Raw genomic sequence first — 25,868 nt, 5'->3', positions numbered from 1 at the left:
TGACGGGATCAGCGCCGGCGGGCGGTTTCACTGCGAATATTTAGCCAATTCGCTGCAAGGATCAGAATACCGCCCCCGATGACGCCCCAGCTTAGGGGTTCGAGGTAAAAGATCATGCCGACCAGACCGATGATCGGCAGTCGCGCGAAGTCCATCGGCATCACGATCCCGGCCGGGGCGACGGACAATGCTTTGGTCAGGCAAAAGTGCGCCGTCAGCCCCGCAAGCCCGACCAGCGCGAGCCACGGCAGCGATTGCGCCGTCGGCAGCGTCATGTCGCCGTCGATCCCGGCACAGACCAGACCAAAGACGGATTGCATGACGGTTAGGTAGAACAGGATGCAGGTGATCGTTTCGGTCCGGGTCAGCAGGCGGGTGAACAGCGCCGATCCCGCAAACCCGATCGCCGCCGCAGCCGCCATCGCCTGACCCGCGCCCAGTGGCGCACCGCCGAAGGGCTGCGTCACGATCAGCACGCCGATGAACCCAAGACCCGCCGCCAACACCCGCACGCGGGTCAGCATCTCTTGCAGCACCAGCGGCGCCAGCAGCGTGACCCACAGCGGAGAGGTGAATTCCAACGCTATGACCTGCGCCAGAGGGGCCACGGTGATCGCGTAGAACCACAGGTTCTGCGCCGTGAAATGGCTGATGTTCCGCGCTGCGTGGACATGCAGGCTGCGGCGCGTGATCTGCCCCAGCGTGCCCGCCAGTCCGCCGATGGCAAGGACGATGCACAGGCCGAAGACCGACCTGTAGGCCATGATCTCGAACGTATCGTGCTGCCCGGCAAGCTCGCGCCCGGCGACCGCCATCGAGGTGAAGGCAACAACCGCGCCGGTCATCCATGCGGCGGCACGCAACGGGTTGCTGTCGGGCACCGGCCGCGCGGGCGCAACGGGGCCTGCCGCGGTGGCGGCAATCGTGGTCTTTCTGGGCACGGACGTCCTCCCTCGCGCCGGGTGCCGCTCAGGCGTAGGGCATCGCGCGGGGAAGGGGAAGACCCGTCAGTTCTCAAGCACGTCCAGCGGCAACCAGCAGCAGCCGGACAGGAACCGCTGGGCACCTCCGGTGTGCAGCACAAGTGCTACGGTATAGGGGTAATCGCGGTCGCTCATCCCGTCACTGCACATCGCGGTAGAGACCACGCTGAGCGCGCCGGTGCCCTTGGCGCCGTGGCTCAGCGCGACGGGAAACGACGCGAACCCTTCTGCCACCGCGGCACCGCCGAAGCCAAGGCTAAGCGAGGTGCCGGCGACGTCGGAATACACCGCGCCCGTGTCCGAAAAGCGCATCGACCAGAACGGTTCCGTGCCGCTGCATTGCAAGGCGGCGGGCAGGGCCGTTCCGGGCAGGGTGGTCGGGGACGCCGCGGCAAGGAAACGGGTGGCGATCCATCCGTTGCCTTCCTGCCAGACAATGCGGCCCCAGTCGCCGGTGGGATCGGTCGCGATCACCTCGATCCCCGTCGCGTCGTGGGGCAGGTCGCCAATGTCGGCAGAGCTGGCGGACGGCTCGGCCCGGACGTTCAGCGTGTCGTCGGCGGCAACGCCGGTGACGTCGTAATACGCCGGGTCGGCAAGGGCGGGCGCGGCGGCGAAAAGGGCAAGGGCGGCAAGACCGGGCTTCATGACAGGCTCCCTACGGCTGACAATATGTCGCCGAGTGTAGCCGGGTCGTCGGCTGCTGTCTTGTGTGCTAAGCGGGTCGGCCGCGGGCGGGTGGGGTCAGCCGACGGGCACAGCCCTGCCGTCGTCACCGATCTCGATCAGCGGCAGGTCTTGGATCGCGTGGAACTGCGCCGCCGCATCGTTGCCGAACCGGGCGTTGCGGGACTGCTGCTCTGCATAGGCGTCGTCCGGCGAGAGGTCGGGAAATCCATCGGACAGGTCGCGGCGCAGAAAGATCAGGTTCAGGCCGCGCACGTTCCGGACAAGGGCATAGTTCTTGTGCAGAAGCCGATGAAAGGCAGTGATCGAGGCGCCGTGATACCAGCCGGTCGCCGAATACCTGTGCCTGTCGAACTGCGGATCGTAGGGCACCGTCACGGGCCGAAGGCCGAAGCTGGCGTTGTATTCGAGGATCAGCAGGTCCGGCTGACCGTGGCGCAGCAGTTCGGACAGGATCCAGAAGTCATTGCCGTCGATGTCGACGCTGAGAACGCCGAGTTGCCCGACGGCGCGGGTGAATTCCAGCACCGGATCGACGTTGTCTACGGTAAACCAGTGCTGGCAGACCTGCACATCGCGGCGGTGACGCCGCATGATCCGGTCCATGTTGCGGCAGGTGTCGCCATCGCCGTCCAGCAGCTGGCCGGTCCATCCCTCGCGGATCAGCCCGGCGGCGTTCAGTTCGTACACGCCAAAGCCGAACTCGACGAAGGTCGGCGTGATGCCCGCCGTCCGGGCGATGTCGCACAAAGCCCGGCTTTCCTCGTCATCGGATTGCGAGGCCGCCACCCGGTTCCAAGCCAAAGGGCGCAGGACCGCAGGAAGGTGGCGCAACAGCGTCACGTCAGACCCTCATTCCCACTCGATGGTTCCCGGAGGCTTCGACGTGATGTCGTAGGTCACCCGGTTGATCCCGTTCACCTCGTTGATGATCCGGCTGGCGGTTTCGCCAAGGAACTCGTGGGTGAAGGGATAGTAATCGGCGGTCATCCCGTCGACGGATGTGACGGCGCGCAGCGCGCAGGCATAGTCATAGGTGCGCCCGTCACCCATCACGCCGACAGTGCGGACCGGCAGCAGCGCCACGAAGGCCTGCCAGATCTCGTCGTACAGGCCGTGCTTGCGGATCTGGTCGATGTAGACCGCGTCAGCCTTGCGCAGGATCTCCAGCTTGTCGCGGGTGATCTCGCCGGGGCAGCGGATCGCAAGGCCGGGTCCGGGGAACGGGTGGCGTCCGATGAAGCTATCGGGCAGGCCCAGTTCGTGACCCAATGCGCGGACCTCGTCCTTGAACAGCTCGCGCAGGGGTTCAACCAGCTTCAGGCCCATCTTTTCCGGCAGGCCGCCCACGTTGTGGTGCGACTTGATGGTGACCGACGGCCCGCCCGAGAAGGACACGCTTTCGATCACGTCCGGGTACAGGGTGCCCTGTGCAAGGAACTCGGCGCCGCCGATGTCGCCCGCGTGTTTCTGGAACACGTCGATGAACAGGCGGCCGATGGTTTTTCTTTTGACTTCCGGGTCACTTACACCCTCAAGCTCACCCAAAAACAGGTCGGCCTCGTCGGCGTGGATCAGCGGGATGTTATAGTTGTCGCGGAACATGCTGACGACTTCGTCGGCTTCGTTCTGACGCATCAGGCCGTGGTCGACGAACACGCAGGTCAGCTGGTCGCCGATCGCCTCGTGGATCAGCACCGCCGCGACCGAACTGTCGACGCCGCCGGACAGGCCGCAGATGACCTTGCTGTCACCGACCTGCTTGCGGATCTTGGCGATCGCCTCGGCCTTGTAGGCGCCCATCGTCCAGTCGCCCGAGAAGCCCGCGAGCCGGGTGAAGTTCTGCAGGATCAACCGACCGTTCGGGGTGTGGTGAACCTCGGGATGGAACTGCGTCGCGAAGAAGCGCCGGTCCTCGTCGCACACGATGGCGTAGGGCGCGTTGGGAGAGGTGCCGATGACCTCGAAGCCGGGGGCCAGCGCCGTGACGCGGTCGCCGTGGCTCATCCAGACCTCTTCCTTGCCGTGGCTGAACAGCCCGCGGAAGATCCGGTCCGACGTATGGGCGCCCGTGGGTTCCACGAAGGCGCGTCCGAACTCGCGGTGGTGGCCCGATTCCACCTTGCCGCCAAGCTGCTGCATCATGGCCTGCTGGCCATAGCAGATGCCCAGCACGGGCACGTCCATCTCGTAGACTTTCATCGGCGGCATCGGCGCTTCGTCGTCAAGGACGCTGCGCGGGCCGCCCGAAAGGATGATGGCACGCGGGTTGAACTCTTCCAGGAAGGCAGAGTCGACGGCCTGGAAGGGGTGGATCTCGCAATAGACATTCGCCTCGCGCAGGCGGCGCGCAATCAGCTGCGTCACCTGGCTGCCGAAGTCGATGATCAGAAGGCGTTCGTGGGAAGCTGTCATGGCTTGCCAATAGGCATTGCCGCGCGCGGGCGCAAGAGTGTCCGATAGGCCGTTTCACGACCCCGCATGTCGCTTTCACGACTATTCCGACGCAAACCGGCATCGCTATTGCGATGGGGGACGGTATCACCGGGACAATTCGGTAAAGGAGGACGACGATGACAGAGGCAGGCACACGCCGCCGGGGACGCGGAGGCGGCGGCGCGGCGCGTCGGGCGGAACGCACCAGCGTGCGCATCGAGGCAGCCCGGTTCATCGAGCGCAACATCCCCAACTTCGAGATCCTCAACGAAGAGGCGCTGCAGATCATCGAGACCAACGCCGAGACGGTGCTGGAAGAGATCGGCGTGAACTTCGTGGAGAATCCCGAAGCCCTTGAACGCTGGCGCGCCGCCGGGGCGGACGTGCAGGGCGAGCGGGTGCATATCCCGCGTGGGCTGGCGCGCGAGCTGTGTTCAACCGCGCCCGGACGGTTCACGCAGCACGCCCGCAACCCCGAGCGCAATGTCGAGATCGGCGGCAACAGCCTTGTGCTGGCCCCGGTCTATGGCCCGCCCTTCGTGCGCGACCTCGACGGTAACCGCCGCTATGCCACGCTGTCGGATTTCCATGACCTTGTGAAGCTGGGCTATATGTCCAAGTGGCTGCACCATTCCGGCGGCACGGTGTGCGAGCCCACCGACGTTGCCGTGAACAAGCGCCACCTCGACATGATTCAGGCGCACATGACGCTGTCGGACAAACCGTTCATGGGCTCGGTCACCGAACCCAGCCGGGCGCAGGATTCCGTCGACATGTGCGAAATCCTGTTCGGCAAGGACTTCGTCCAGCAGAACACGGTGATGACCTCGCTGATCAACATCAACTCGCCGCTGACCTTCGACGCGACGATGATGGGTGCGCTGGAAGTGTACGCCGCCAACAATCAGGCCTGCATCGTGTCGCCGTTCATCGTCGGCGGCGCGATGGCGCCGGTGTCGGTGGCGGGCACGCTGACGCAGGTGCTGGCCGAGGGGCTGGCGGGCATCGCCTATTCCCAGCTGGTGCGGAAAGGCGCGCCGGTGATCATGGGGGCGTTCGTCACCTCGATCGACATGAACTCGGGCGCGCCGACCTTCGGCACCCCCGAGGCGTCGCAGATCACCTATGGCATGGGCCAGCTGGCCCGGCGGCTTGGGCTTCCGTACCGCTCGGCCGGGTCGTTCTGCGGGTCCAAGCTGCCGGACGCGCAGGCGGCCTATGAAACGGCGAACTCGCTGAACGTCGGGTTGATGTCGGGCGTGAACTTCATGCTGCACGCCTGTGGCTGGCTGGAAGGCGGGCTGGTGTCCGACATCCGCAAATTCGTGATGGACGCCGATCAGCTTGGCGTCCTGCACGGGCTGGCCAAGGGCGTGGCCGTCGACGAGGACGCGCAGGCGATGGATGCGATCCGCGAGGTGGGGCCGGGCGGCCACTATCTTGGCTGCGCGCACACGCAGGCGAACTTCAAGACCGCCTTCTGGCGCAGCCAACTGCTGGACTACAAACCGTTCGAGACATGGGCCGAAGAAGGCGCGCGCGACACGCTGACCCTCGCGACCGAGCGGGCGCGCAAGTTGCTGAACGACTACCAGCAGCCCGCGATGGACCCCGCAGTGTCCGAGGCGCTGGACGCCTTCGTGGCCGAGCGCAAGGCGTCGATGCCCGACAGCTTTAGCTGATCTCCCAAAGCCCTCCCGTCAGGGGGGCGTCCTATCCCAGACCCGCCGCGCGGCTTGCCCGCGCGGGCGGGCAGTCTCGTGCGTCGGCCGCTTCGCGCGCGGCTTCGGCCGTCAGCAGGCGGGTTTCGCCGATCAGCGCGGTCAGCGCCTCGATGTGGCGGGCTGGCGAATAGGACGCGTCGTTGCTGCGCCGGGCATCGTCCATCATCTCTTCCACCGCAAGAAGCGCGGGGACCGTTCGCTGCGGACGTGGCGCCGCGATGGTCCCGAGAAACCGGCGCAGCACCCGCTCACGGTTGTATTCCCCCAAGGCGTGCCGAACTGCTTCCAGTAGAAGCCGGGGCCTGCTTAGCCCGTTCACCGTGTCCTGATACTGCGTCATGGCAAGACCTCGCTGTTCCAATCGTGACAGCGACCAACATGACCGCACCGCGCAGGGCGTTGCGCAACAAGGCTTCACGGGCTTGGCGTTAGGACAATATTTAGAAATTGGGGACAGTCTTACCGGTCTGTGGATAAAATTAACCAATTGGAAACTAATTCCACCCCAAGTTGTCATTGCTTTTGCGCTTGAGGGGTGCGCGGGGGACGCGCTTTCTTCATTCGCGGAACGTCTGGAAACCACCGTCAGGGGCATCGAACACGATGACGGGATACAGAGGAACCGGATCCGGGAACCCATTCCCGGACTGGCTGCCGGTCCATGTGCGCCACTATCTGGTCCACACGGAATGCGGACAGTCGATCAGGGCGCTGGCGCGGCTTGCGGGCTGTCATGCGTCCACCGTGATGCGCCACGTCAGGCGCAACGAGGGTCGGCGGGACGACCCTGTCGTTGACAGGGCATTCAACAGGCTGGCGGCCGACGCCCGCAGCCAGCCGAACTTTTCAAGCAAGGATACCCGGAACATGAAAATGGACAGCCGCATCAGCAAGGAGACGTGGCCCGACGTCGAGAAGGTGAATACCGAAGCAAGGCGCATCCTGCGGCGCCTGTCCGAGCCCGATGCAGTGCTGGCGCTGGCGCCGGGGATGGAAAAGGCGGTGGTCGTCCGCGAAACCTCGGACGGGCGCAGCGTGCGCACCGCCGTGCTGGACACCGACATCGCCGAGGCCTTCGTCGTGAAGGACTGGATCGAGGGCAAGGCCAAGGGCCGCGTCGCCCGCTACCGGATCACCGCGGCAGGCCGCGCGGCGCTGAAGCGGCTTCTGGCCGAGCATGACGCCCAGCCCGGGCTGGCCGAGGCGCCGTCGGCCTTCGGCGAACAGCACCGCGAGTACGCGCAGGCCGACCCCGAGCAGGGCAAGCGGCCCGGTCGACGCGCCCGCTATAACGCGAACGAAAGCCCGCTGGTGGCGCTGGCGCGGCGGCGCGACAAGGACGGCAACCCGTTTCTGGACGCCGACCTTGTGACCGCGGGCGAGCGCCTGCGCGAGGATTTCGAACTGGCGCAGTTGGGACCGCGCGTGGCGCAGAACTGGGACCGTTTCCTGACCGGCGCGGATCGCGGCGGGTTCGGCGGGTCGTTGGACGGGCAGGGGTCGGAACGCGCCCGCGCCCGCGTCGCGGCGGCGCTGAAGGACCTCGGCCCGGGGCTGGGCGACGTGGTGCTGCGGTGCTGCTGTTTTCTGGAAGGCATGGAGCAGGCCGAGAAACGCATGGGCTGGTCGGCGCGCTCTGGCAAGATCGTCCTGAAGATCGCGCTGCAACGGTTGAAACGGCACTATGCGACGCTGGGGGCCGAGGCGCAGATGATCGGCTGACGGAAACGTCTGAACAGCAGAAAGGGCGCCTGTGGGGACGGGCGCCCTTTGCTTTTGCGGGGTGGGCCATCGGATTGCCCGCAGGCCCGTATGATGCAGGTCAATGTCGCGCACGCCGTCCGGTGTCATCCTGCCGCGTATCCAGGAAGCCAAGGGAGGACGCGATGAGCTTTCGCAACAAACGCCGGGCGCTTCAGGGGGTCGTGGGCGGCGCCGGTGTCGTCGCGGCCCTCGGCGGTGTGCTGGGGATTTATTCCCTGACGGTCGGCATTTTCGCCGCCTTCGCCATCTGGATCATCGGCGCCACGCTGGTGATCGCGTTCACCGACAGCTGAGACGGCACAAGGGCGCACGGCAAATTACCGCGCGCCCCTGTCGGGTTCGTCGGCCTTATTCGGCAGCCTGCTGCGGCGTCTTCTCGGTCACCGGCACGGCGTTGGGGTCGTACTTGTCCGGGTCAGCCGCACGCACGGCGTCGCGTACGCCCTTGCCGTAGTCCGGGTGGACCTGATCGAACAGCTTGCACTGACGTTCGATGATCTCGGCCGGGACCCCGCCCATCGCGGCGGCGACGTTGGAATACAGCCTCTCTTTTTCGCCATCGTCGAAGATGTTGAACAGCGCCGTCACCTGCGTGAAGTCGTCATGCCCCTTGCGGTGATCGTAGCGGTCGGCATCGCCCGACACCTTCAGCGGCGGTTCCTGCGCCTCGGGTACCTCGACGGGAGCGCCATCGACCGAGTTCGGCTCGTAATAGGCGTCGGGTGTGCCGGTCTGAAGCCCGGCGTAATTCATCGCGCCGTCCTTGTGATAGTGATGCACGGGGCAACGCGGCTGGTTCACCGGCATCTGCTCGTAATGCGTGCCCAGCCGGTAACGGTGCGCATCGGCGTAGGAGAAGATCCGCGCCTGCAACATCTTGTCCGGCGAGAACGAGATGCCGGGCACGATGTTCGACGGGCTGAAGGCGGCGTACTCGATTTCCTGGAAATAGTTCTCGGGGTTCCGGTTCAGTTCCAGCACGCCGATGTCGATGGGCGGATAGTCCGCGTGCGGCCAGACCTTGGTCAGGTCGAACGGGTTATAGTCCGTCTTCTCGGCGTCGGTCTCGGGCATGATCTGGACCTGCACCTTCCAGCGCGGGAAATCGCCCTCGTCGATCGCGGTGTACAGCCGTTCCTGATAGCCCTCGCGGGTCTTGCCCACGACCTTCTCGGCATCCGAGTTGGTGTAATAGTCGTGGCCCTGCTCGGTCTTGAAGTGGAACTTGACCCAGAAGCGTTCGCCCTCGGCGTTCCAGAACGAGAAGGTGTGCGACCCGTAGCCGTTCATGTGCATCGGCGACTGCGGCAGGCCGCGGTCGGACATCAGGATGGTGACCTGGTGCAGCGATTCCGGCGACAGCGACCAGAAATCCCACATCGCGGTGGGCGAGCGCAAATTGGTCTTGGGGTGCCGTTTCTGCGTGTGGATGAAGTCGGGGAACTTGTACGGGTCGCGGACGAAGAACACGGGCGTGTTGTTGCCCACGAGGTCCCAGTTGCCGTCCTCGGTGTAGAACTTCAGCGAGAACCCCCGCACGTCGCGTTCGTGGTCGGCGGCGCCGGATTCGCCCGCCACGGTCGAGAACCGGGCAAGCATCGGCGTCTCGGCGCCCGGCTGCAGCGCCTTGGCGATGGTGTATTTCGAAATGTCGCCGGTGATCTTCAGAACCCCATGCGCGCCCCAGCCCTTGGCGTGGACGGTGCGTTCGGGGATGCGTTCGCGGTTCTGGTGGGCGAGTTTCTCGAGCAGTTGGTAGTCCTGCATCAGGACCGGGCCACGCGGCCCCGCGGTCAGGCTGTCCTGGTTGCTGGGAACCGGAGCACCTGCGGTCGTGGTGAGTTTCCTGAACATATGCGTCCTCCGAATCTGGAAATGTCTGGTTGCCGGAGGAGGTAGAACGGCGCGGCGCGGCGTCGATGGGTTCGTGCGGATGGGGGCTGTGGAGGCGGGGTGGCGTGGGTGATGGTGGGTCAGATGGGGTGGAACCCCATCCTACGCCCACATTGGCCCCGTCGGTATCACCGTGAACGACGGCGGCCCCGTAGGATGGGGTTTCACCCCATTACACCGACCCTAAAACAAGAAAAACCCGGCAATCCGAAGGGACTGCCGGGCTAAATTCATTCAGATAGCGCGCGAAACCCGCGCCGCGATCAGGCGGCGGCGGTCGCTTTGGCTTCCTTGAGGTACTTCAGCAGGTTCTCGGGGCTCGACTCGCCATAGGGGTCTTCGCCGTGGTTGTCGCACAGGCCCGGCTCTTCGAACCACGCTTCGATCACGCCATCGTTGACGATGGCCGCATAGCGCCACGAGCGCATGCCGAAGCCCAGGTTGTCCTTCGCGACCAGCATGCCCATGCGGCGGGTGAACTCGCCCGAGCCGTCGGGGATGACCTTCACGTTCTGGATGCCCTGGGCCTTCGCCCACTGGTTCATCACGAAGCTGTCGTTGACCGACATGCAGTAGATCTCGTCGATGCCCAGTTCCTGGAAGGTGGCGAAGTTCTCTTCGAAGCCCGGCAGCTGGTAGGTCGAGCAGGTCGGCGTGAAGGCGCCCGGCAGCGAGAACAGGACGACGCGCTTGCCTTTGAAGTAGTCGTCGGTGGTCATGTCCTGCCAGCGGAACGGGTTCGGGCCGCCGACGGCCTCGTCGCGAACGCGGGTGCGGAAGGTGATGTTGGGAAGGGTCTGACCGGCTTTCATGCGCTCGTTCCTCGTCTTGCTGAAATGCTGCGTTTGCGAAGGGTCTTAGCTGGCCGGGACAACGGGCCGCAACACGCCACGGCACGATTTGGCACGGTTCGACGCGCATAGCCGCCATGCGGTTATTCGAAAGCGTCGCTTTGCCTGTTGGGGTTTCCGTTGGAAATGCATTACATAGCAGGCAAGCGAGGAGGTCCCATGCGTGATCTGAAGATTCCCGATCAGCGCCACCCGGAAAAGGCGCACCGCCCGGATAACGCCCAGCCGAAGAAACCCGACTGGATCCGCGTCAAGGCACCCGTTAGCGCCGGCTACAAGGAAACGCGCGACATCATGCGCGAGCACAAGCTGACCACGGTCTGCGAAGAAGCCGGCTGTCCCAACGTCGGCGAGTGCTGGAGCCAGGGCCACGCCACCATGATGATCATGGGCGAGGTCTGCACCCGTGCCTGTTCGTTCTGCAACATCGCCACCGGTAAGCCGCCCGAGGCGCTGGACGTGTTCGAACCGGGGCGCGTCGCCGACGCCGTGGCCAAGCTGGGGCTGAACCATGTCGTGATCACCTCGGTCGACCGCGACGACGTTGAGGATGGCGGGGCCGAGCATTTCGCGATGACCATCCGCGCCATCCGCAAGCGCGCGCCGGACACCACCATCGAGATCCTGACGCCCGACTTCCTGAAGTCGAAGCCAGGATCGCTGGAAGTGGTGGTCGAGGCGCGGCCGGACGTGTTCAACCACAACCTTGAAACGGTTCCCGGCCTGTACCCCGAGGTCCGCCCAGGCGCCCGCTACTTCCATTCCCTGCGCCTGTTGCAGCGGGTGAAAGAAATGGACCCGTCGATGTTCACCAAGTCGGGCATCATGGTGGGTCTGGGCGAGGATCGACAAGCCGTGCTGCAGGTCATGGACGACATGCGCGCCGCCGACATCGATTTCCTGACCATCGGTCAGTACCTTCAGCCGACGCCGAAGCACCACCGCGTCGACCGGTTCGTCACCCCCGAGGAATTCGCGGGCTACGAAAAGGCCGCGTTCGGTAAGGGCTTCCTGATGGTATCGGCCACGCCGCTGACGCGGTCCAGCTATCACGCCGGTGACGATTTCGCCCGCCTGCGCGACGCGCGGCAGCGCAAGCTCGGGCTGGCCTGAAGTGTGGTTGGTGGGATGGGGTAGAACCCCATCCTACGCAAAAACGGGCACGCGACGTGAAGAATGGCCGTAGGATGGGGTTTCACCCCATCTGGCACACTCCCAAAAATCCCGCTTAGAACCGCCAATCGAGGTAGGTGCTGACCACCGCGTCGTGGCCGTCTTCGACCCCGGCGCCGATGTTCACGCCGATGCCGCTGTTCATCTGGTATCGCCCGGACGCCGCCACGGTGGCCGCTGCGCCGTCCAACGGGATCTGCACCGCGCCCGAAAGCTCGATCCGGGGCGCTGCCGCGTAGGTGCCGGACAGTTCCAGCAGGTCGGGCAGGGTGGTGGAATCCGGGACGAACACCGCCGCCCCCGCGCTTAGGCGGTCACCGCGCCACTCGGCGGCCAGTTTCGCTTGGGTGCCGGTGTCGTCGTCCACGTCGCCTTCGACAGCGCCCGATACCGTCCACGCGCCCTGCGTCCACGCGGCACCCACGGCGACCAGCGTGGCCTTGCGGCTTTTGTCGCGATGCGCCGACACCGCCAGATCCACCGGACCGATCCGCGACTCGACCCGCGCGCCCAGCGGCAGGTAGCCGTCGAACATCGCGCCCCATGTCGCCTCGGACCGGGTCTGTCGCGCGCGCTCGGCACCAAGCGTCGGCAGAATCCGGTCCAGAGCGGACAGCGCAAAACTGTCATAGGCGGGCTTCACCACGCCCGCCGATACCTTGGCCACGGGGAAGGTCCACGCAAGCGCGCCATAGGTCTCGTGCGGGGTGTCGGTCCGGTTCAGGTAGCCATAAGCGCCCAGTTCGAAGGATAAAGGCGTGCCGCTGACGCCCAGCGAAAACAGAACGTCGCCTGCAAGGAAGGGGGCGGCGCCCGGAATGCGGTTCGTCAGGCCAATGGTGGCGCGGCCCTCGGCGTTGAAGGGCCACGAGTCGTCGGCGCTGGCCGCGTGGCCCGCGATTGCCACGGCACATGCAAGGCACCACGTCCGCATCATCGGTCTCCTTCATCCGGGGGATATCGATGATAGCGCAACCGCCGAAAAGGGAAAGATCGCAGCCTTGCGTTCCCGGCAAGGGTGACAGTCGCACCGGCAAAGGGATTTGGGCCTTTCCATTCTCCGACTTGCGTGAAATAGCAAACTGCCAAAACGAAAACTCCAAAGGAGACCCTCATGGAGATTCGCGAGGCCCTTACTTTCGACGACGTTCTACTGGTCCCGGCGGCCTCGAGCGTGCTGCCGTCCACGGCGGATACGCGGACGCTTGTGACCCGTCAGATCGCGCTGAACATCCCGCTTCTCAGTTCCGCGATGGACACCGTGACAGAGTCGCGGATGGCCATCACGATGGCGCAGGCCGGCGGCATCGGCGTGATCCACAAGAACCTGGACGTCGAGACGCAGGCCCGCGAAGTCAGCCGGGTCAAACGGTTCGAAAGCGGCATCGTGTACAATCCCGTGACGCTTCGGTCGGACCAGACGCTGGCCGACGCCAAGGCGTTGATCGACCGCTACAACTTCACCGGCTTCCCGGTGGTGGACGAGAAGGGCCGCGTGGTCGGCATCGTCACCAACCGCGACATGCGCTTCGCCACTTCGGACGACACGCCGGTGCGGGTGATGATGACCTCGAAAGATCTTGCGATCCTGCAGGAACCGGCGGACCGCGACGAGGCGATCAGCCTGATGAAGGCGCGCCGGATCGAAAAGCTGCTGGTCACCGACGAAAGCGGCAAGCTGACCGGCCTGCTGACCCTGAAGGACACCGAGATGTCGGTGCTGAACCCGACCGCCTGCAAGGACCGGCTGGGCCGGCTGCGCGTCGCGGCGGCGACCTCGGTGGGCGACTCGGGCTTCGAGCGGACCGAGGCGTTGGTCGATGCGGGCGTCGACATCGTGGTCATCGACACCGCGCACGGTCACTCCAAGGGCGTGCTCGAGGCGGTGACCCGCGCCAAGTTGCTGTCGAACGAAGTTCAGGTGATTGCGGGCAACGTCGCCACCGGTGAGGCCGTGCGCGCACTGATCGACGCGGGCGCCGACGCGGTGAAGGTGGGGATCGGGCCGGGCTCGATCTGCACGACGCGGATGGTCGCCGGCGTCGGCGTGCCCCAGCTGACTGCCGTCATGGACTGCGCGGCGGCGGCGGGCGACGTGCCGGTCATCGCGGATGGCGGCATCAAGTTCTCGGGCGACTTCGCCAAGGCGATCGCGGCGGGTGCGTCCTGCGCGATGGTCGGCTCGATGATTGCCGGGACCGACGAAAGCCCGGGAGAGGTGATCCTGTACCAAGGCCGGTCGTTCAAGTCCTATCGCGGCATGGGCAGCATGGGTGCGATGGCGCGCGGCTCGGCCGACCGCTATTTCCAGAAGGACGCCGCCAGCGACAAGCTGGTGCCGGAAGGCATCGAGGGGCAAGTGCCCTACAAAGGCTCTGCCGGTGCGGTGATCCACCAGCTGGTCGGCGGTCTGCGGGCCGCGATGGGCTATACCGGCTGTGCCACCGTGCCCGAGATGCGCAAGAACTGTCAGTTCGTGAAGATCACCGGCGCGGGGCTGAAGGAAAGCCACGTGCACGATGTTCAGATCACGCGCGAGTCGCCGAACTACCGGCTGATGTGACGGACCACCCGTGACCCCCGGAGCACGCATCGCGGCGGCCATCGCCGTGCTGGACGAGGTTCTGTCCGGCGCCCCCGCCGAAAAGGTCCTGACGACCTGGGCGCGCCGGAACCGCTATGCCGGTTCCGGTGACCGCGCCGCCATCCGCGACCACGTCTATGACGCGTTGCGTTGCCGCCGGTCCTTCGCGTGGCTGGGCGGGGCGGAAACCGGGCGCGGCCTGATGCTGGGCGCACAAAGGGCTTCGGGCACCGATCCCTCGTCGCTGTTCACCGGCGAAGGATACGCCCCCGCGCCTGTTGGGGCCGAGGAAGCGGGGCAGGACCTGTCCAACGCGCCCGACGCGGTGCGGCTGGACATGCCCGATTGGCTGATGGGGCCGCTGTCCGACAGCCTTGGCGACCGGACCGAGCCCGCGCTGGCCGTGCTTCGGACCCGCGCGCCGGTGTTCCTGCGGGTGAATATCGCACGGGCCGACCGCGAGGACGTGCGCGCCATGCTGGCCGCCGACGGGATCGAGACCGCGCCGCATCCGCTGGCCGACACCGCGCTTGAGGTGACATCCAACCCCCGCCGCGTGGCGCAGTCGCGCGCTTATCTCGATGGCTTGGTCGAGCTTCAGGACGCCTCCAGCCAGGCGGCCTGCGCGGCGGTGCCGCTGGAACCCGGCGCCCGCGTGCTGGACTACTGCGCCGGGGGCGGGGGCAAGGCGCTGGCGCTGGCGGCTCGGGGCGCGCGCGTGACGGCGCATGATTCCGATCCGCGCCGGATGCGTGACCTGCCGGTGCGGGCAGAGCGAGCGGGCGCGGCGATTGTCACCGAAGAGACGATCGCCGACGCGGACCGCTTCGACGTGGTGCTGTGCGACGTGCCCTGCACAGGCTCGGGCACATGGCGCCGGACCCCCGAAGCGAAATGGTTGTTGACGCCCGAGCGTCTGGACGATCTGTGCCGCACGCAGGCCGAGATCCTTGCCACCGCGGCGCGGCATGTGAAGCCGGGCGGAACGCTGGTTTACATGACCTGCTCGATGCTGACCGCCGAAAATTCCGCCCAGATCGAGGAATTCCTTGCCGCATCAAAGGGCTGGACCCTGACGCTGTCCCGGCGCTTTAGCCCCGAGGACGGAGGCGACGGGTTCTTCGTTGCCGTTATGGACGCGCCATCCACCTGATCGCAAGTTGATCCCAGGCTGAGCCCAGTCTGAGCCTCGGCGCCCGTCGACCCTCCGGATCTTAACACCCTGTTAACCATTTCGCGCCAAGCTTCCGCGCGAAACGCAGGGGGAAGTGTAGTGTCCGACGTCGCAAGGCCTCCTGGCGCGCTGACGCGCATGGCGCTGACGGTGGCGCCGCATTGGCGCCGGGTGCTGGCGCCTGCCGCGGGCTGTCTGGGTCTCGCGCTTTTGTTCTCTGGCGGTTTTACGGGTTTGGCCTTTCTGGTCGTCGGATCCACGCTAGGGATGCTTGGCGTCCTGATCGGGGTGCTGGTCCTGCATTACCGCGTGCGGCAGGGGCATGTGACCGCCGCCATCGCGACGCTGGTCGGACGCGACACGGTGCCCAGCTTTCTGACGGATGAAATCGGGCGCATCACCTATCGCAACGCCGCTGCCGCCAACCGATACCGCGACGGCGACGACAACACGCTGGCCGGCGCCATCGGCGACCACTTTGCCGCGCCCGGACAGGTGATCGCGCGGCTTCGCCACCGCGCCGACGCACAGGGCAGCGCCGCCGAGGACGTGGCGACCGCCTACGGCGTGCTGCGGCTTTCGGTCACCCGCGCCGATCCCGGCGGGCACATCTGGCGGCTGGACGAACACGCCAGCGCCTCGGCCGAGGATATCGAGATGCCGATGATGCGCCTGTCGCGCACCGACAGCATCGTCGCGATGAACCTTGCGATGGAACGGCTGATCGGCGGCCGGGTGAAGACGCTGGACCGGGTGGTGACGGACCTGCCGCTGCGCAAGGGACAGATGCACACGCTGGACACGGCGAAGGGGCAGGTGTCCGCCCATATCGTCACGATGGTGGAACCGGGCGGCCTGCGGCAGGCCTATGTCTGGCCCGGCGAATCCCCTGATACGGCGATGACCCACGCCGATGCGCTTCCCGTCCCGGTGCTGAAGCTGTCGGCCAACGGGCGAATCCTGATGGCCAATCGCCGCGCCCGCGCGCTTCTGGCGCTGCCCGAAGAGGAAGAGTTCGACTTTGCCGCCACGGTCGAGGGGCTGGGCCGCCCGGTGGAGGAATGGCTGCGCGACGTGTCCGAGGGGCGCGGCGGCAATCAGGCCGAGGTGGTCCGCGCGACCCGTCCGCAAAAGGACGTGTACCTTCAGGTGGCGCTTGGCCGGATGGTCGACGGCGGCACGGCCTCGTTGCTGGCGGTGCTGATCGACGCGACGGAGCTGAAGACGCTGGAAGCACAGTTCGTGCAAAGCCAGAAAATGCAGGCAGTGGGGCAACTTGCGGGCGGTGTCGCACATGACTTCAACAACCTGCTGACCGCGATCTCTGGCCATTGCGATCTGCTTTTGCTGCGCCATGAACCCGACGATTCCGAGTATGGCGACCTTGTGCAGATCAACCAGAACGCCAACCGCGCGGCGGCGTTGGTCGGGCAGCTTCTGGCGTTCTCGCGCAAGCAGAACATGCAGCCCGAACTGCTGGATCTGCGCGACACGCTGGGCGACCTGACCCATCTTCTGAACCGGCTGGTGGGCGAGAAGATTCAGCTGGATTGGACCAACGACCCCGACCTGCCTCAGATCCGGGCCGACAAGCGGCAGCTGGAACAGGTGCTGATGAACCTTGTCGTGAACGCCCGCGACGCGATGCAGGACGGCGGACGCGTCCGCATAGCCACCCGCGCGGTGCGCCTGTCCGATGTGCTGGCGCGCGACCGGGCAAAGGTGCCGCCGGGCGATTACGTGGTGGTCACGGTCGAGGACGAAGGCTGCGGCATCCCCGCCGACCGGATCGCCAAGATCTTCGAGCCGTTCTATTCCACCAAGCGCACGGGCGAGGGGACCGGGCTGGGCCTGTCGATGGCGTACGGCATCGTCAAGCAGTCCGGCGGTTTCATCTTCGCCGACAGCGTTCTGGGGCAGGGCACGGTTTTCACGATGTATTTCCCCGCCCATCGCGGCATTGGCCCCACCACGGCGGACCAGCGCGCCGCGCCCGCGCGACCGGCGGCGCGGCCTAACGGGGGTGTCGTCCTGCTGGTCGAGGACGAAGCGCCGGTGCGCGCCTTTGCAAGCCGCGCGCTGCGCCTGCGCGGCCATACCGTGCTGGAAGCGGACAGCGCCGAAGAGGCGTTGAAAAAGCTCGAAGACCGCGAGTTGCAGGTGGATGTCTTCGTGACCGACGTCATCATGCCCGGCATGGACGGTCCGACATGGGTCCAGCAGGCGTTGCAGGTCCGCCCGGACACGCGCGTGGTGTTCGTATCGGGCTATTCCGAGGACAGCATCTCTCATAACCGGGCGAAGATTCCCAACTCCGTGTTCCTGCCCAAGCCGTTCTCGTTGGCGCAGCTGACGGAAACGGTGCAGGAACAGATCGGCTGACGGAATAAGAAGCCAAGCGTTTCCCATTGGTTACAATATTCTCCCGAACCATCGAGGCCCGTAAACCAAACGTTCACCACTATGGGCGCATCCTTCATTCCATAAGATTTTGCTTGAAATGTGCTCTTTTTGTTCCCATACCATTGTGGGAACAAGAGGCGAACATCGGCAGTCATTGCCGCAGGGCAGGCGCTGTGAAATAAGGGTGCGAACGATCATGGCTACGGCAGAACTTCTGAAGATGATGGACAAGAGCGACAGCGACAAGAAGAAGGCGCTCGACTCGGCGCTGGCACAGATCGAACGGCAGTTCGGCAAGGGCTCGATCATGAAGCTCGGGGCCGACAACCCGCTGGGCGATATCGAGGCGACATCGACCGGGTCGCTTGGCCTGGACATCGCGCTGGGAATCGGCGGCATTCCGAAAGGCCGGATCGTCGAGATCTATGGTCCGGAAAGCTCGGGCAAGACGACCCTGACCCTGCACTGCATCGCGGAAGAGCAGAAAAAGGGTGGCGTTTGCGCCTTCGTCGACGCGGAGCACGCGCTGGACCCGCAATACGCCAAGAAGCTTGGCGTGAACCTTGACGAGCTGCTGATCTCGCAGCCCGATACCGGCGAACAGGCCCTGGAAATCACCGACACGCTGGTGCGGTCGGGCGCGGTGAACATGGTGGTGGTCGACTCGGTCGCCGCGCTGACGCCGAAGTCCGAACTGGAAGGCGACATGGGCGACTCGTCCGTGGGTGTCCACGCCCGCCTGATGAGCCAGGCGATGCGGAAGCTGACCGGTTCGATCAGCCGGTCCAAGTGCACCGTGATCTTCATCAACCAGATCCGGATGAAGATCGGCGTCATGTTCGGTTCGCCCGAAACGACGACGGGCGGTAACGCGCTGAAATTCTACAGCTCTGTCCGTCTCGACATCCGCCGCATCGGCGCGATCAAGGACCGCGACGAGGTTGTCGGCAACCAGACCCGCGTGAAGATCGTGAAGAACAAGGTGGCCCCGCCGTTCAAGCAGGTCGAATTCGACATCATGTACGGCGAAGGCATCTCGAAAACCGGCGAGCTTCTGGACCTTGGCGTCAAGGCCGGCGTGGTCGAGAAGTCGGGCGCTTGGTTCTCTTACGGGGATGAACGCATCGGGCAGGGGCGTGAGAACGCGAAGACCTTCCTGCGCGAGAACAAGGACATGGCGTACGAGATCGAGGACAAGATCCGCGCCGCGCACGGGCTGGATTTCGATATGGCCCCCGGCGAGAAAGACGACGACGACGCGCTGATGGAAGACTGACCACAGCGCATCGCGGAAATATCGCTGAATTCAGGGGGCCGCGCTTGCGGCCCTTTGTATTTGTATATACATACGCTATCCTGAACCTATACACGACGGAGGGATGGCGCATGTACGCACTACTGGCCCGAACCCGCGATGCGCTCGAGAAACGCCGGGCGGTTCGCGAACTGCAACGGATGCCCAACGAAGGGCTGTTCGACCTTGGCATACGCCGCGACCAGATCCGCGACTATGTCCACGGGCGCGGCGCCTTCGCGGCCCGGCCCGCGGCCCGCACGGCCGAGATCATCCCGTTCCCGGCCGGCCGCATGGTGCGCCGCGCCGCCTGAGGGCGTTTCGACAGGCGCTAAGGGCCATTGGCCAGTGGACAGTTTCCGGGTGCAAGGCTAAACGGGGCAGACCGTTGCCACACACCCGGACCGTACCCAAGACATGGCCAGCCTGAACGACATCCGCTCGACCTTCCTCGACTATTTCCGCCGTCAGGGGCACGAGGTCGTTCCGTCCTCTCCCCTCGTTCCGCGCAACGACCCGACGCTGATGTTCGTGAACTCGGGCATGGTCCAGTTCAAGAACCTGTTCACCGGGGTCGAGAAACGGGACTATAACCGGGCGACCACGGCGCAGAAATGCGTGCGGGCCGGGGGCAAGCACAACGATCTGGACAACGTCGGTTACACCGCGCGGCACCATACGTTCTTCGAAATGCTGGGGAACTTCAGCTTCGGCGATTACTTCAAGACCGAGGCCATTCCCTTTGCGTGGGAACTGCTGACCAAGGACTTCGGCATCGACAAGTCGCGTCTGCTGACCACGGTCTACCACACCGACGACGAGGCGTTCGAGATCTGGAAGAAGGTCGGCGTGCCGGAAGACCGGATCATCCGGATCGATACCTCTGACAACTTCTGGCAGATGGGCCCGACCGGCCCCTGCGGCCCCTGCACCGAGATCTTCTATGATCACGGCGATCACATCTGGGGCGGGCCTCCGGGCTCTGCCGACGAGGATGGCGACCGCTTCATCGAGATCTGGAACGTCGTGTTCATGCAGAACGAGCAGTTCGAAGACGGCTCGATGCGCGCGCTGGACATGCAGTCGATCGACACCGGCATGGGGCTGGAACGGATCGGCGCGCTGCTTCAGGGCAAGCACGACAACTATGACACCGACACCATGCGCGCCCTGATCGAGGCGTCGGCCCACGCGTCCAGCACGGACCCCGATGGCGACGGCAACGTCCACCACCGGGTGATCGCGGACCACCTGCGGTCGACCTCGTTCCTGATCGCGGACGGAGTCATGCCCTCGAACGAGGGGCGCGGCTATGTCCTGCGGCGGATCATGCGCCGCGCGATGCGCCACGCCCACCTGCTGGGCACGCAGGACCCGGTGATGCACAAGCTGGTTCCCGCGCTGGTGCAGCAGATGGGTCAGGCCTACAGCGAACTCGGACGCGCGCAGGCGCTGATCGAAGAAACGCTGCTGCTGGAGGAAACGCGCTTCAAGACCACGCTGGACCGTGGTCTGAAACTGCTGGACGACGAGCTTGACCAGATCGCCGAGGGGGCCGAGCTTCCGGGCGAGGCTGCGTTCCGCCTGTACGACACCTATGGCTTCCCGCTGGACCTGACGCAGGACGCCCTGCGCGAAAAGGGCCGCACCGTGGACACCGCCGGGTTCGACGCCGCGATGGCCGAACAGAAGGCCAAGGCGCGCGCCGCGTGGTCCGGGTCCGGCGAATCCAAGGATCTTGCCCTGTGGTACGAGATTGCCGACGAGCAGGGCGGCACCGAATTCCTGGGCTATGACACCGAGACCGCCGAAGGGCAGGTCACTGCGATCATCAACGACGGCAAGCTGACCGACAGCCTGCCCGAGGGCGAAAGCGGCTGGGTGATCGTGAACCAGACGCCGTTCTATGGCGAGTCCGGCGGTCAGGTTGGCGACACGGGCGTGATCCGCTCGCTGACCGACGGGTCGGTCGAGGCAGAGGTGACCGACACCCAACGCTTTGGCGGCGGCCGCATCTTTGGCCACTTCGTCACCGCCAAGAAGGGCGCGCTGAAGACGGGCGAGCCGGTGGCGCTGAAGGTCGACCATTCCCGGCGCAGCATGATCCGGGCCAACCACTCGGCCACGCACCTGCTGCACGAATCCCTGCGCGAAGTGCTGGGCGATCACGTCGCGCAGCGCGGGTCGCTGAACGCGCCGGACCGGCTGCGGTTCGACTTTAGCCATTCGAAGGCGCTGAGCGCCGACGAGGTGGCGCAGGTCGAGCGCGACGTGAACGCCTATATCCGGCAGAACACCCCGGTCGAGACGCGTATCATGACCCCCGACGACGCCCGCGCCATCGGCGCGCAGGCGCTGTTCGGCGAGAAGTACGGCGACGAGGTGCGGGTCGTGTCGATGGGCCGCGCGCCGACCGGCAAGGGCATGGACAAGGAAACCTACTCGATCGAGCTTTGTGGCGGCACCCATGTGGTCCGCACCGGCGACATCGGGGCCTTCGTGCTGACCGCCGAGTCCGCGTCGGCCTCGGGCGTGCGCCGCATCGAGGCGCTGACCGGGCAGGCCGCGATGGCCGAACTGCGGGGCCGCGACAAGCGGCTGTCCGAGATCGAGGATCTTGTGAAGACCTCGGGCGAGGATGCCGTCAGCCGGGTCAAGGCGCTGTTGGACGAGCGCAAGTCGTTGACGAACGAGCTGGCGCAGCTGCGCCGCGAGCTGGCGATGTCCGGCGGGGCCGGGCAGGGCGCGGGCGCCGAAGCCCAAGAGATCAACGGCCGCAAGTTCCTTGCGCAGGTGCTTCAGGGCGTCAGCGGCAAGGATCTTCCGGCCCTGATCGACGAACATAAACAACGGCTTGGCTCGGGTGCGATCCTGTTGATCGCCGACGCGGGCGGCAAGGCCGCCGTCGCCGCTGGCGTGACCGAGGACCTTGTGTCCGACATCAGCGCCGTGGACCTTGTGAAGGCCGCGGTGGCGCAGCTTGGCGGCAAGGGGGGCGGTGGCCGCCCCGACATGGCCCAAGGCGGCGGCAAGGATGTAACGAACGCGGACGCGGCCATCGCCGCAGCCGCCGAAGTGATGGGAGCCTGACAATGGGTGCACTCTGGATCGCGCATGTAACCGTCTCTGACGAAGAGGCCTATGGAAAGTACGCCGCCATCGCCACCGAGGCGATCGCGGCCCACGGCGGCGTCTTCCTTGCCCGTGGCGGGCGCTATCACGTGCTGGAAGGCCGGGACCGTCCCCGCAACGTGGTGGCGCGCTTTCCCAGCCTCGAGGCGGCGGTGGAATGCTACAACTCGCCCCGCTACCAAGAGGCGCTGAGCTTTGCCAAAGGCGCAAGCGAACGCGACCTCGTCGTTGTCGAGGAAGTGTAGTCCCGGCGCATTCAACCTGCGGCCGATTGACTTTTGCGTTGGCTCGCCGCCCGAATCGTCCGGTTTCCTCCAGCCCACGGAAATCGCTGAATTTTCGGCCCCGGTCCCCGTCAAGCGTCGGGGGCCGGGGCTTTTTACGTCGCGGTACGCGGAATTCTGTCAGAACGGCCACTTTTCGGTCGAGGATTCGCAAGTTATCCCCACGGGTGAAGCGATTGATTTTTGGTCGTCAGTTCAATTCTTCCACAGGACAACTTCTTTTCTGTTTGCATAAATCGAACAACATCAGCCGGTTCCGCGCTTTGTTTCAAGTGGCGTGCCAATTGCAAAAAATGACCTTACGGCAGATGCTGGGCGAGTGGTGCGGTCGCGCCACATAACTGCCCCAAATGGTAGAATATGTGCAATTTTCGCTTTCAATTGTCTTTCCTGCATCGGCTGCCCCTAGGTTAGTCAAATTCACGCGTGGTAAATTTTCCTTACTTTTTTGGGTAATGGAGGTTTGCAAAATGAAATCGATCCTGACCGCCGCGGTTGCCGCTGTTGTCATCTCTTCCGGGTCCGCGATGGCTTGGGAAGGCAAGACCGTCGGCTGCTTCGACAAGGTCTGGGTGTCCGCCACCTACACCACGAAGAAAGAGCTGGTGAAGCCTGCCAAGGAGCAGTTCGAGCATAAGAACGGCCGCATCGAACTGGTTCACTACGCTCCTGTCTATCGTGAGATCAAGATGCTTGCGTCGCCGGGCTACTGGGTGATGCGCGAAGTCAGCTGCGGCTGCCCGGTCTGCGACTGATCTGTCCGGAACGCTGGCGTCATCCGCGCCGGTAACCTTATTTGAAAAGCAAATGCGCGGGCCGGTCAGGCCCGCGCATATTTCGTTCCGGCCTATGGGCGTTCGCTGTCCAGCAGGATGGCACCCGACATTATCTGGCCGATATAGCCGCAGCCGTCGGGCCGCTGGCTGAAATGCGCCCACGCCGTCGCCGAAAAGCGGTGCGGCGCCATGAACAGCATCATCAGGGTCAGATCCTCTCGCGAAACCGGACCGGCGACGGCCCCCCGCGCTTCGAAGGCGACGATGGCGTCCGGCGTCAGGCTGCGAATCTGCATCGCATAGGCGACGTACTCGGCCGAGATGATGCAGCTGTCCAGCGGGCAGGGCACCTGATCGTGCAGTGCATGGGCCAGTTCGTGGACGATGACGCTGTCGTGGAAGGCCGCGTCATCCAGATCGCGAAACGGGGTGTCGGCATTGCGCACGGCGGCAGTGTCTTCGGGCGTCAGGATCTCGATCCGGTCTTCGCCGCAGTGGTACATGCCCACGCAGCCGCCCGGCAGGTCATCGACGACGTCGATGGTCAGCGGCTTGGACAGCGGAAGGTTACAGGCGGCAAGGACCGGAAGAGCAGCCCCCACGACGTCGCAGACGTGTCGTTCCAACGTGGGCTCGCCCCCGGTCACGGACACGCGCCCGTCGGCGAAACAGTCCAGCGCGTGCGCATCGACCGGCAGCATGCCGAACAGGCCCGGAAGGGCCGTCAGCAACCATATCGGACGACGGTTCGGCATAGGGGCAGGTTAGCGAACCCGCCCCACGCCAGGCAATCCTGTTACGGATCGTTATGCGCGCGACTGGCGCTTGCGCTCGTGCGGGTCGAGATACCGCTTGCGCAGACGGATCGCGTTCGGCGTCACCTCGACCAGTTCGTCGTCGTTGATATAGGCGATGGCCTCTTCCAGCGACAGCGTGACCGGCGTGGTCAGGCGCACGGCCTCGTCGGTGCCCGAGGCGCGGACGTTGGTCAGCTTCTTGCCCTTCAGCGGGTTCACCTCGAGATCGTTCTCGCGCGAGTGCTCGCCGATGATCATGCCGGTGTAGACCGGAGCCTGCGCCCCAAGGAACATCTTGCCGCGATCCTCGAGGTTCCACAGGGCGTAAGCGACGGTTTCGCCGTTCTCCATCGAGATCAGCACACCGGCACGGCGGCCCGGAATCGGACCCTTGTGCGGCGCCCAGCCGTGGAACACGCGGTTCAGCACGCCCGTGCCACGGGTGTCGGTCAGGAACTCGCCGTGATAGCCGATCAGGCCGCGCGACGGGACATGCGCGATGATGCGGGTCTTGCCGGCACCGGCAGGCCGCATCTCGACCAGATCGCCCTTGCGCGTGCCGGTCAGCTTTTCGATCACGGCGCCCGAGTATTCGTCATCGACGTCGATCGTGGCTTCCTCGATCGGTTCCTCGGTTCCGTTCTCGCCTTCGCGCATGATCACCTGCGGCCGAGAGATCGACAGTTCGAACCCTTCGCGGCGCATGTTCTCGATCAAGACGCCCATCTGAAGTTCGCCACGGCCCGACACCTCGAAGGCCTCGCCGCCGGGGGTGTCCTGGATCTTGATGGCGACGTTGCCCTCGGCCTCTTTCATCAGGCGCTCGCGGATGACGCGGGATTGCACCTTCTTGCCGTCCCGACCGGCCAGCGGGCTGTCGTTGATGCCGAAGGTCACGGTGATGGTCGGCGGGTCGATCGGCTGGGCGTCCAGCGGCTCGTCCACGGCCAGCGCACAGATGGTGTCGGCCACGGTGGCCTTGGTCATGCCCGCAAGGGACACGATGTCGCCGGCAAGGCCTTCTTCGATGTCCGACTGCGCAAGGCCGCGGAAGGCCTGGACGCGGGTGACGCGGAACTGTTCGATCTTCTGGCCGATGCGGGACAGCGCCTGCACCGTCTGGCCAACCTTGACCTTGCCGGATTCGATCCGGCCGGTCAGCAGGCGGCCGACGAAGGGGTCAGAGCCCAGCGTGGTTGCCAGCATCCGGAAATCATCGTCCTGGTGCTTGATCTGCTTCGGCGACGGGACGTGGTTGACGATCAGGTTGAACAGCGCCGACAGGTCCTTGCGCGGGCCGTCAAGCTCGGCATCCGCCCAGCCGTTGCGGCCCGAGGCGTACATGTGCGGGAAGTCCAGCTGGTCCTCGTTCGCGTCGAGGCTGGCGAACAGGTCAAAGCATTCGTCCAGTGCGCGGTCGGGTTCCGCGTCGGGCTTGTCGACCTTGTTCAGCACCACGATCGGGCGCAGGCCCAGCGCAAGCGCTTTCGAGGTCACGAATTTCGTCTGCGGCATCGGGCCTTCAGCCGCGTCCACCAGCAGCACCACGCCGTCGACCATCGACAGGATCCGCTCGACCTCGCCGCCGAAGTCGGCGTGGCCGGGGGTGTCGACGATGTTGATCCGGGTGTTCTTCCATTCCACCGATGTCGGCTTGGCGAAGATGGTGATCCCACGCTCGCGTTCCAGATCGTTGGAATCCATCGCCCGTTCGGCGACCGCCTGGTTCTCGCGGAAGGCGCCGGATTGTTTCAGAAGTTCGTCCACAAGCGTTGTCTTGCCGTGGTCGACGTGAGCGATGATCGCGATATTGCGCAGGTCCATTGGTCGTATCCGTAAGGGGAGTTGGCGCGCGGATACCTTGGGACGACCGGAAAGGCCAGCCCTTGCGGCATGTCAGGCGCGCAAAGCTG

Annotated in this window: 22 protein-coding genes; 12 read left to right on the top strand and 10 right to left on the bottom strand. The window is 65.3% G+C overall.

Features of this window, described 5'->3' with window-relative positions:
* Positions 1–8 precede the first annotated feature (8 nt).
* From P1K30_RS03230 to guaA, 4 genes are all read right to left on the bottom strand, one after another.
* Positions 9–941, bottom strand: a complete 933-nt coding sequence (locus P1K30_RS03230) for a DMT family transporter (protein ID WP_338052343.1) — start codon at positions 939–941, stop codon at positions 9–11.
* 66 nt (positions 942–1,007) lie between these two features.
* Positions 1,008–1,631, bottom strand: coding sequence for a peptide-binding protein (locus P1K30_RS03225; RefSeq protein WP_275631229.1), 624 nt, complete (start codon positions 1,629–1,631; stop codon positions 1,008–1,010).
* 96 nt (positions 1,632–1,727) lie between these two features.
* A complete protein-coding gene (locus tag P1K30_RS03220) occupies positions 1,728–2,513 on the bottom strand; it encodes a hypothetical protein (RefSeq protein ID WP_275631228.1) in 786 nt (261 codons plus the stop codon).
* A 9-nt stretch (positions 2,514–2,522) separates the two neighbouring features.
* Positions 2,523–4,085 carry a glutamine-hydrolyzing GMP synthase gene (gene guaA / locus P1K30_RS03215; protein WP_275631227.1) on the bottom strand — a complete coding sequence of 521 codons (1,563 nt, stop codon included), beginning with the start codon at positions 4,083–4,085 and terminating at the stop codon, positions 2,523–2,525.
* 158 nt (positions 4,086–4,243) lie between these two features.
* On the opposite strand from guaA, the gene P1K30_RS03210 reads away from it, so the two are divergent.
* The gene (locus tag P1K30_RS03210; RefSeq protein WP_275631226.1) at positions 4,244–5,788 is read left to right on the top strand and encodes a trimethylamine methyltransferase family protein; all 1,545 of its coding nucleotides are present in this window, start codon (positions 4,244–4,246) and stop codon (positions 5,786–5,788) included.
* A 31-nt stretch (positions 5,789–5,819) separates the two neighbouring features.
* Here P1K30_RS03210 and P1K30_RS03205 read toward each other — a convergent pair whose 3' ends face one another.
* The gene (locus P1K30_RS03205) at positions 5,820–6,170 is read right to left on the bottom strand and encodes a DUF6477 family protein (RefSeq protein ID WP_275631225.1); all 351 of its coding nucleotides are present in this window, start codon (positions 6,168–6,170) and stop codon (positions 5,820–5,822) included.
* Between the two features lie 263 nt (positions 6,171–6,433).
* Between P1K30_RS03205 and P1K30_RS03200 the strand changes: the two genes are divergently transcribed.
* Together P1K30_RS03200 and P1K30_RS03195 are read left to right on the top strand one after the other, a co-directional pair.
* Positions 6,434–7,552: a DUF6456 domain-containing protein gene (locus P1K30_RS03200; RefSeq protein ID WP_275631224.1), complete on the top strand. Its 1,119-nt coding sequence runs from the start codon at positions 6,434–6,436 to the stop codon at positions 7,550–7,552.
* Positions 7,553–7,716: 164 nt separating this feature from the next.
* Positions 7,717–7,887 carry a hypothetical protein gene (locus P1K30_RS03195; protein ID WP_275631223.1) on the top strand — a complete coding sequence of 57 codons (171 nt, stop codon included), beginning with the start codon at positions 7,717–7,719 and terminating at the stop codon, positions 7,885–7,887.
* A gap of 55 nt (positions 7,888–7,942) precedes the next feature.
* Here the strand turns inward: P1K30_RS03195 and P1K30_RS03190 are convergent, their stop codons facing one another.
* Together P1K30_RS03190 and P1K30_RS03185 are read right to left on the bottom strand one after the other, a co-directional pair.
* Positions 7,943–9,448 carry a catalase gene (locus P1K30_RS03190; protein ID WP_275631222.1) on the bottom strand — a complete coding sequence of 502 codons (1,506 nt, stop codon included), beginning with the start codon at positions 9,446–9,448 and terminating at the stop codon, positions 7,943–7,945.
* A 302-nt stretch (positions 9,449–9,750) separates the two neighbouring features.
* Positions 9,751–10,299 (bottom strand): peroxiredoxin, encoded by a 549-nt coding sequence (locus P1K30_RS03185; RefSeq protein WP_275631221.1) that lies wholly within the window; start codon positions 10,297–10,299, stop codon positions 9,751–9,753.
* Positions 10,300–10,497: 198 nt separating this feature from the next.
* Between P1K30_RS03185 and lipA the strand changes: the two genes are divergently transcribed.
* Positions 10,498–11,451 carry a lipoyl synthase gene (lipA, locus tag P1K30_RS03180; RefSeq protein ID WP_275631220.1) on the top strand — a complete coding sequence of 318 codons (954 nt, stop codon included), beginning with the start codon at positions 10,498–10,500 and terminating at the stop codon, positions 11,449–11,451.
* Positions 11,452–11,566: 115 nt separating this feature from the next.
* On the opposite strand, the gene P1K30_RS03175 is transcribed toward lipA, so the two are convergent.
* Positions 11,567–12,445 (bottom strand): hypothetical protein, encoded by an 879-nt coding sequence (locus P1K30_RS03175; protein WP_275631219.1) that lies wholly within the window; start codon positions 12,443–12,445, stop codon positions 11,567–11,569.
* Between the two features lie 180 nt (positions 12,446–12,625).
* On the opposite strand from P1K30_RS03175, the gene guaB reads away from it, so the two are divergent.
* The 8 genes from guaB (at position 12,626) to P1K30_RS03135 (ending at position 23,137) form a co-directional block, all read left to right on the top strand.
* Positions 12,626–14,074 (top strand): IMP dehydrogenase, encoded by a 1,449-nt coding sequence (gene guaB / locus P1K30_RS03170; protein ID WP_275631218.1) that lies wholly within the window; start codon positions 12,626–12,628, stop codon positions 14,072–14,074.
* A 10-nt stretch (positions 14,075–14,084) separates the two neighbouring features.
* Complete coding sequence (locus tag P1K30_RS03165) at positions 14,085–15,248, top strand: RsmB/NOP family class I SAM-dependent RNA methyltransferase (RefSeq protein WP_275631217.1); 1,164 nt, start codon at positions 14,085–14,087, stop codon at positions 15,246–15,248.
* A 120-nt stretch (positions 15,249–15,368) separates the two neighbouring features.
* Entirely contained in the window at positions 15,369–17,651 is a 2,283-nt protein-coding gene (locus P1K30_RS03160; protein ID WP_275631216.1) for a hybrid sensor histidine kinase/response regulator, read from the top strand.
* A 217-nt stretch (positions 17,652–17,868) separates the two neighbouring features.
* Positions 17,869–18,948, top strand: coding sequence for a recombinase RecA (gene recA, locus P1K30_RS03155; RefSeq protein ID WP_275631215.1), 1,080 nt, complete (start codon positions 17,869–17,871; stop codon positions 18,946–18,948).
* A 110-nt stretch (positions 18,949–19,058) separates the two neighbouring features.
* Positions 19,059–19,280 (top strand): YjiS-like domain-containing protein, encoded by a 222-nt coding sequence (locus P1K30_RS03150; protein ID WP_275631214.1) that lies wholly within the window; start codon positions 19,059–19,061, stop codon positions 19,278–19,280.
* Positions 19,281–19,383: 103 nt separating this feature from the next.
* Entirely contained in the window at positions 19,384–22,056 is a 2,673-nt protein-coding gene (alaS, locus tag P1K30_RS03145) for an alanine--tRNA ligase (RefSeq protein WP_275631213.1), read from the top strand.
* A 2-nt stretch (positions 22,057–22,058) separates the two neighbouring features.
* The gene (locus tag P1K30_RS03140) at positions 22,059–22,343 is read left to right on the top strand and encodes a DUF1330 domain-containing protein (protein WP_275631212.1); all 285 of its coding nucleotides are present in this window, start codon (positions 22,059–22,061) and stop codon (positions 22,341–22,343) included.
* Positions 22,344–22,852: 509 nt separating this feature from the next.
* A complete protein-coding gene (locus P1K30_RS03135; RefSeq protein ID WP_275631211.1) occupies positions 22,853–23,137 on the top strand; it encodes a hypothetical protein in 285 nt (94 codons plus the stop codon).
* A 92-nt stretch (positions 23,138–23,229) separates the two neighbouring features.
* On the opposite strand, the gene P1K30_RS03130 is transcribed toward P1K30_RS03135, so the two are convergent.
* Positions 23,230–23,913, bottom strand: a complete 684-nt coding sequence (locus tag P1K30_RS03130) for a DUF6639 family protein (protein WP_275631210.1) — start codon at positions 23,911–23,913, stop codon at positions 23,230–23,232.
* A 51-nt stretch (positions 23,914–23,964) separates the two neighbouring features.
* Positions 23,965–25,779, bottom strand: coding sequence for a translational GTPase TypA (gene typA / locus P1K30_RS03125; protein ID WP_275631209.1), 1,815 nt, complete (start codon positions 25,777–25,779; stop codon positions 23,965–23,967).
* Positions 25,780–25,868: the final 89 nt, after the last annotated feature.

The sequence above is a fragment of the Psychromarinibacter halotolerans genome (genome assembly GCF_029168315.1).
In the GTDB taxonomy this organism is placed as follows: Bacteria; Pseudomonadota; Alphaproteobacteria; order Rhodobacterales; family Rhodobacteraceae; genus Psychromarinibacter; species Psychromarinibacter halotolerans.
Note: the sequence above shows the minus strand (reverse complement) of the source record. Positions and strands in the feature narration are given on the sequence as shown.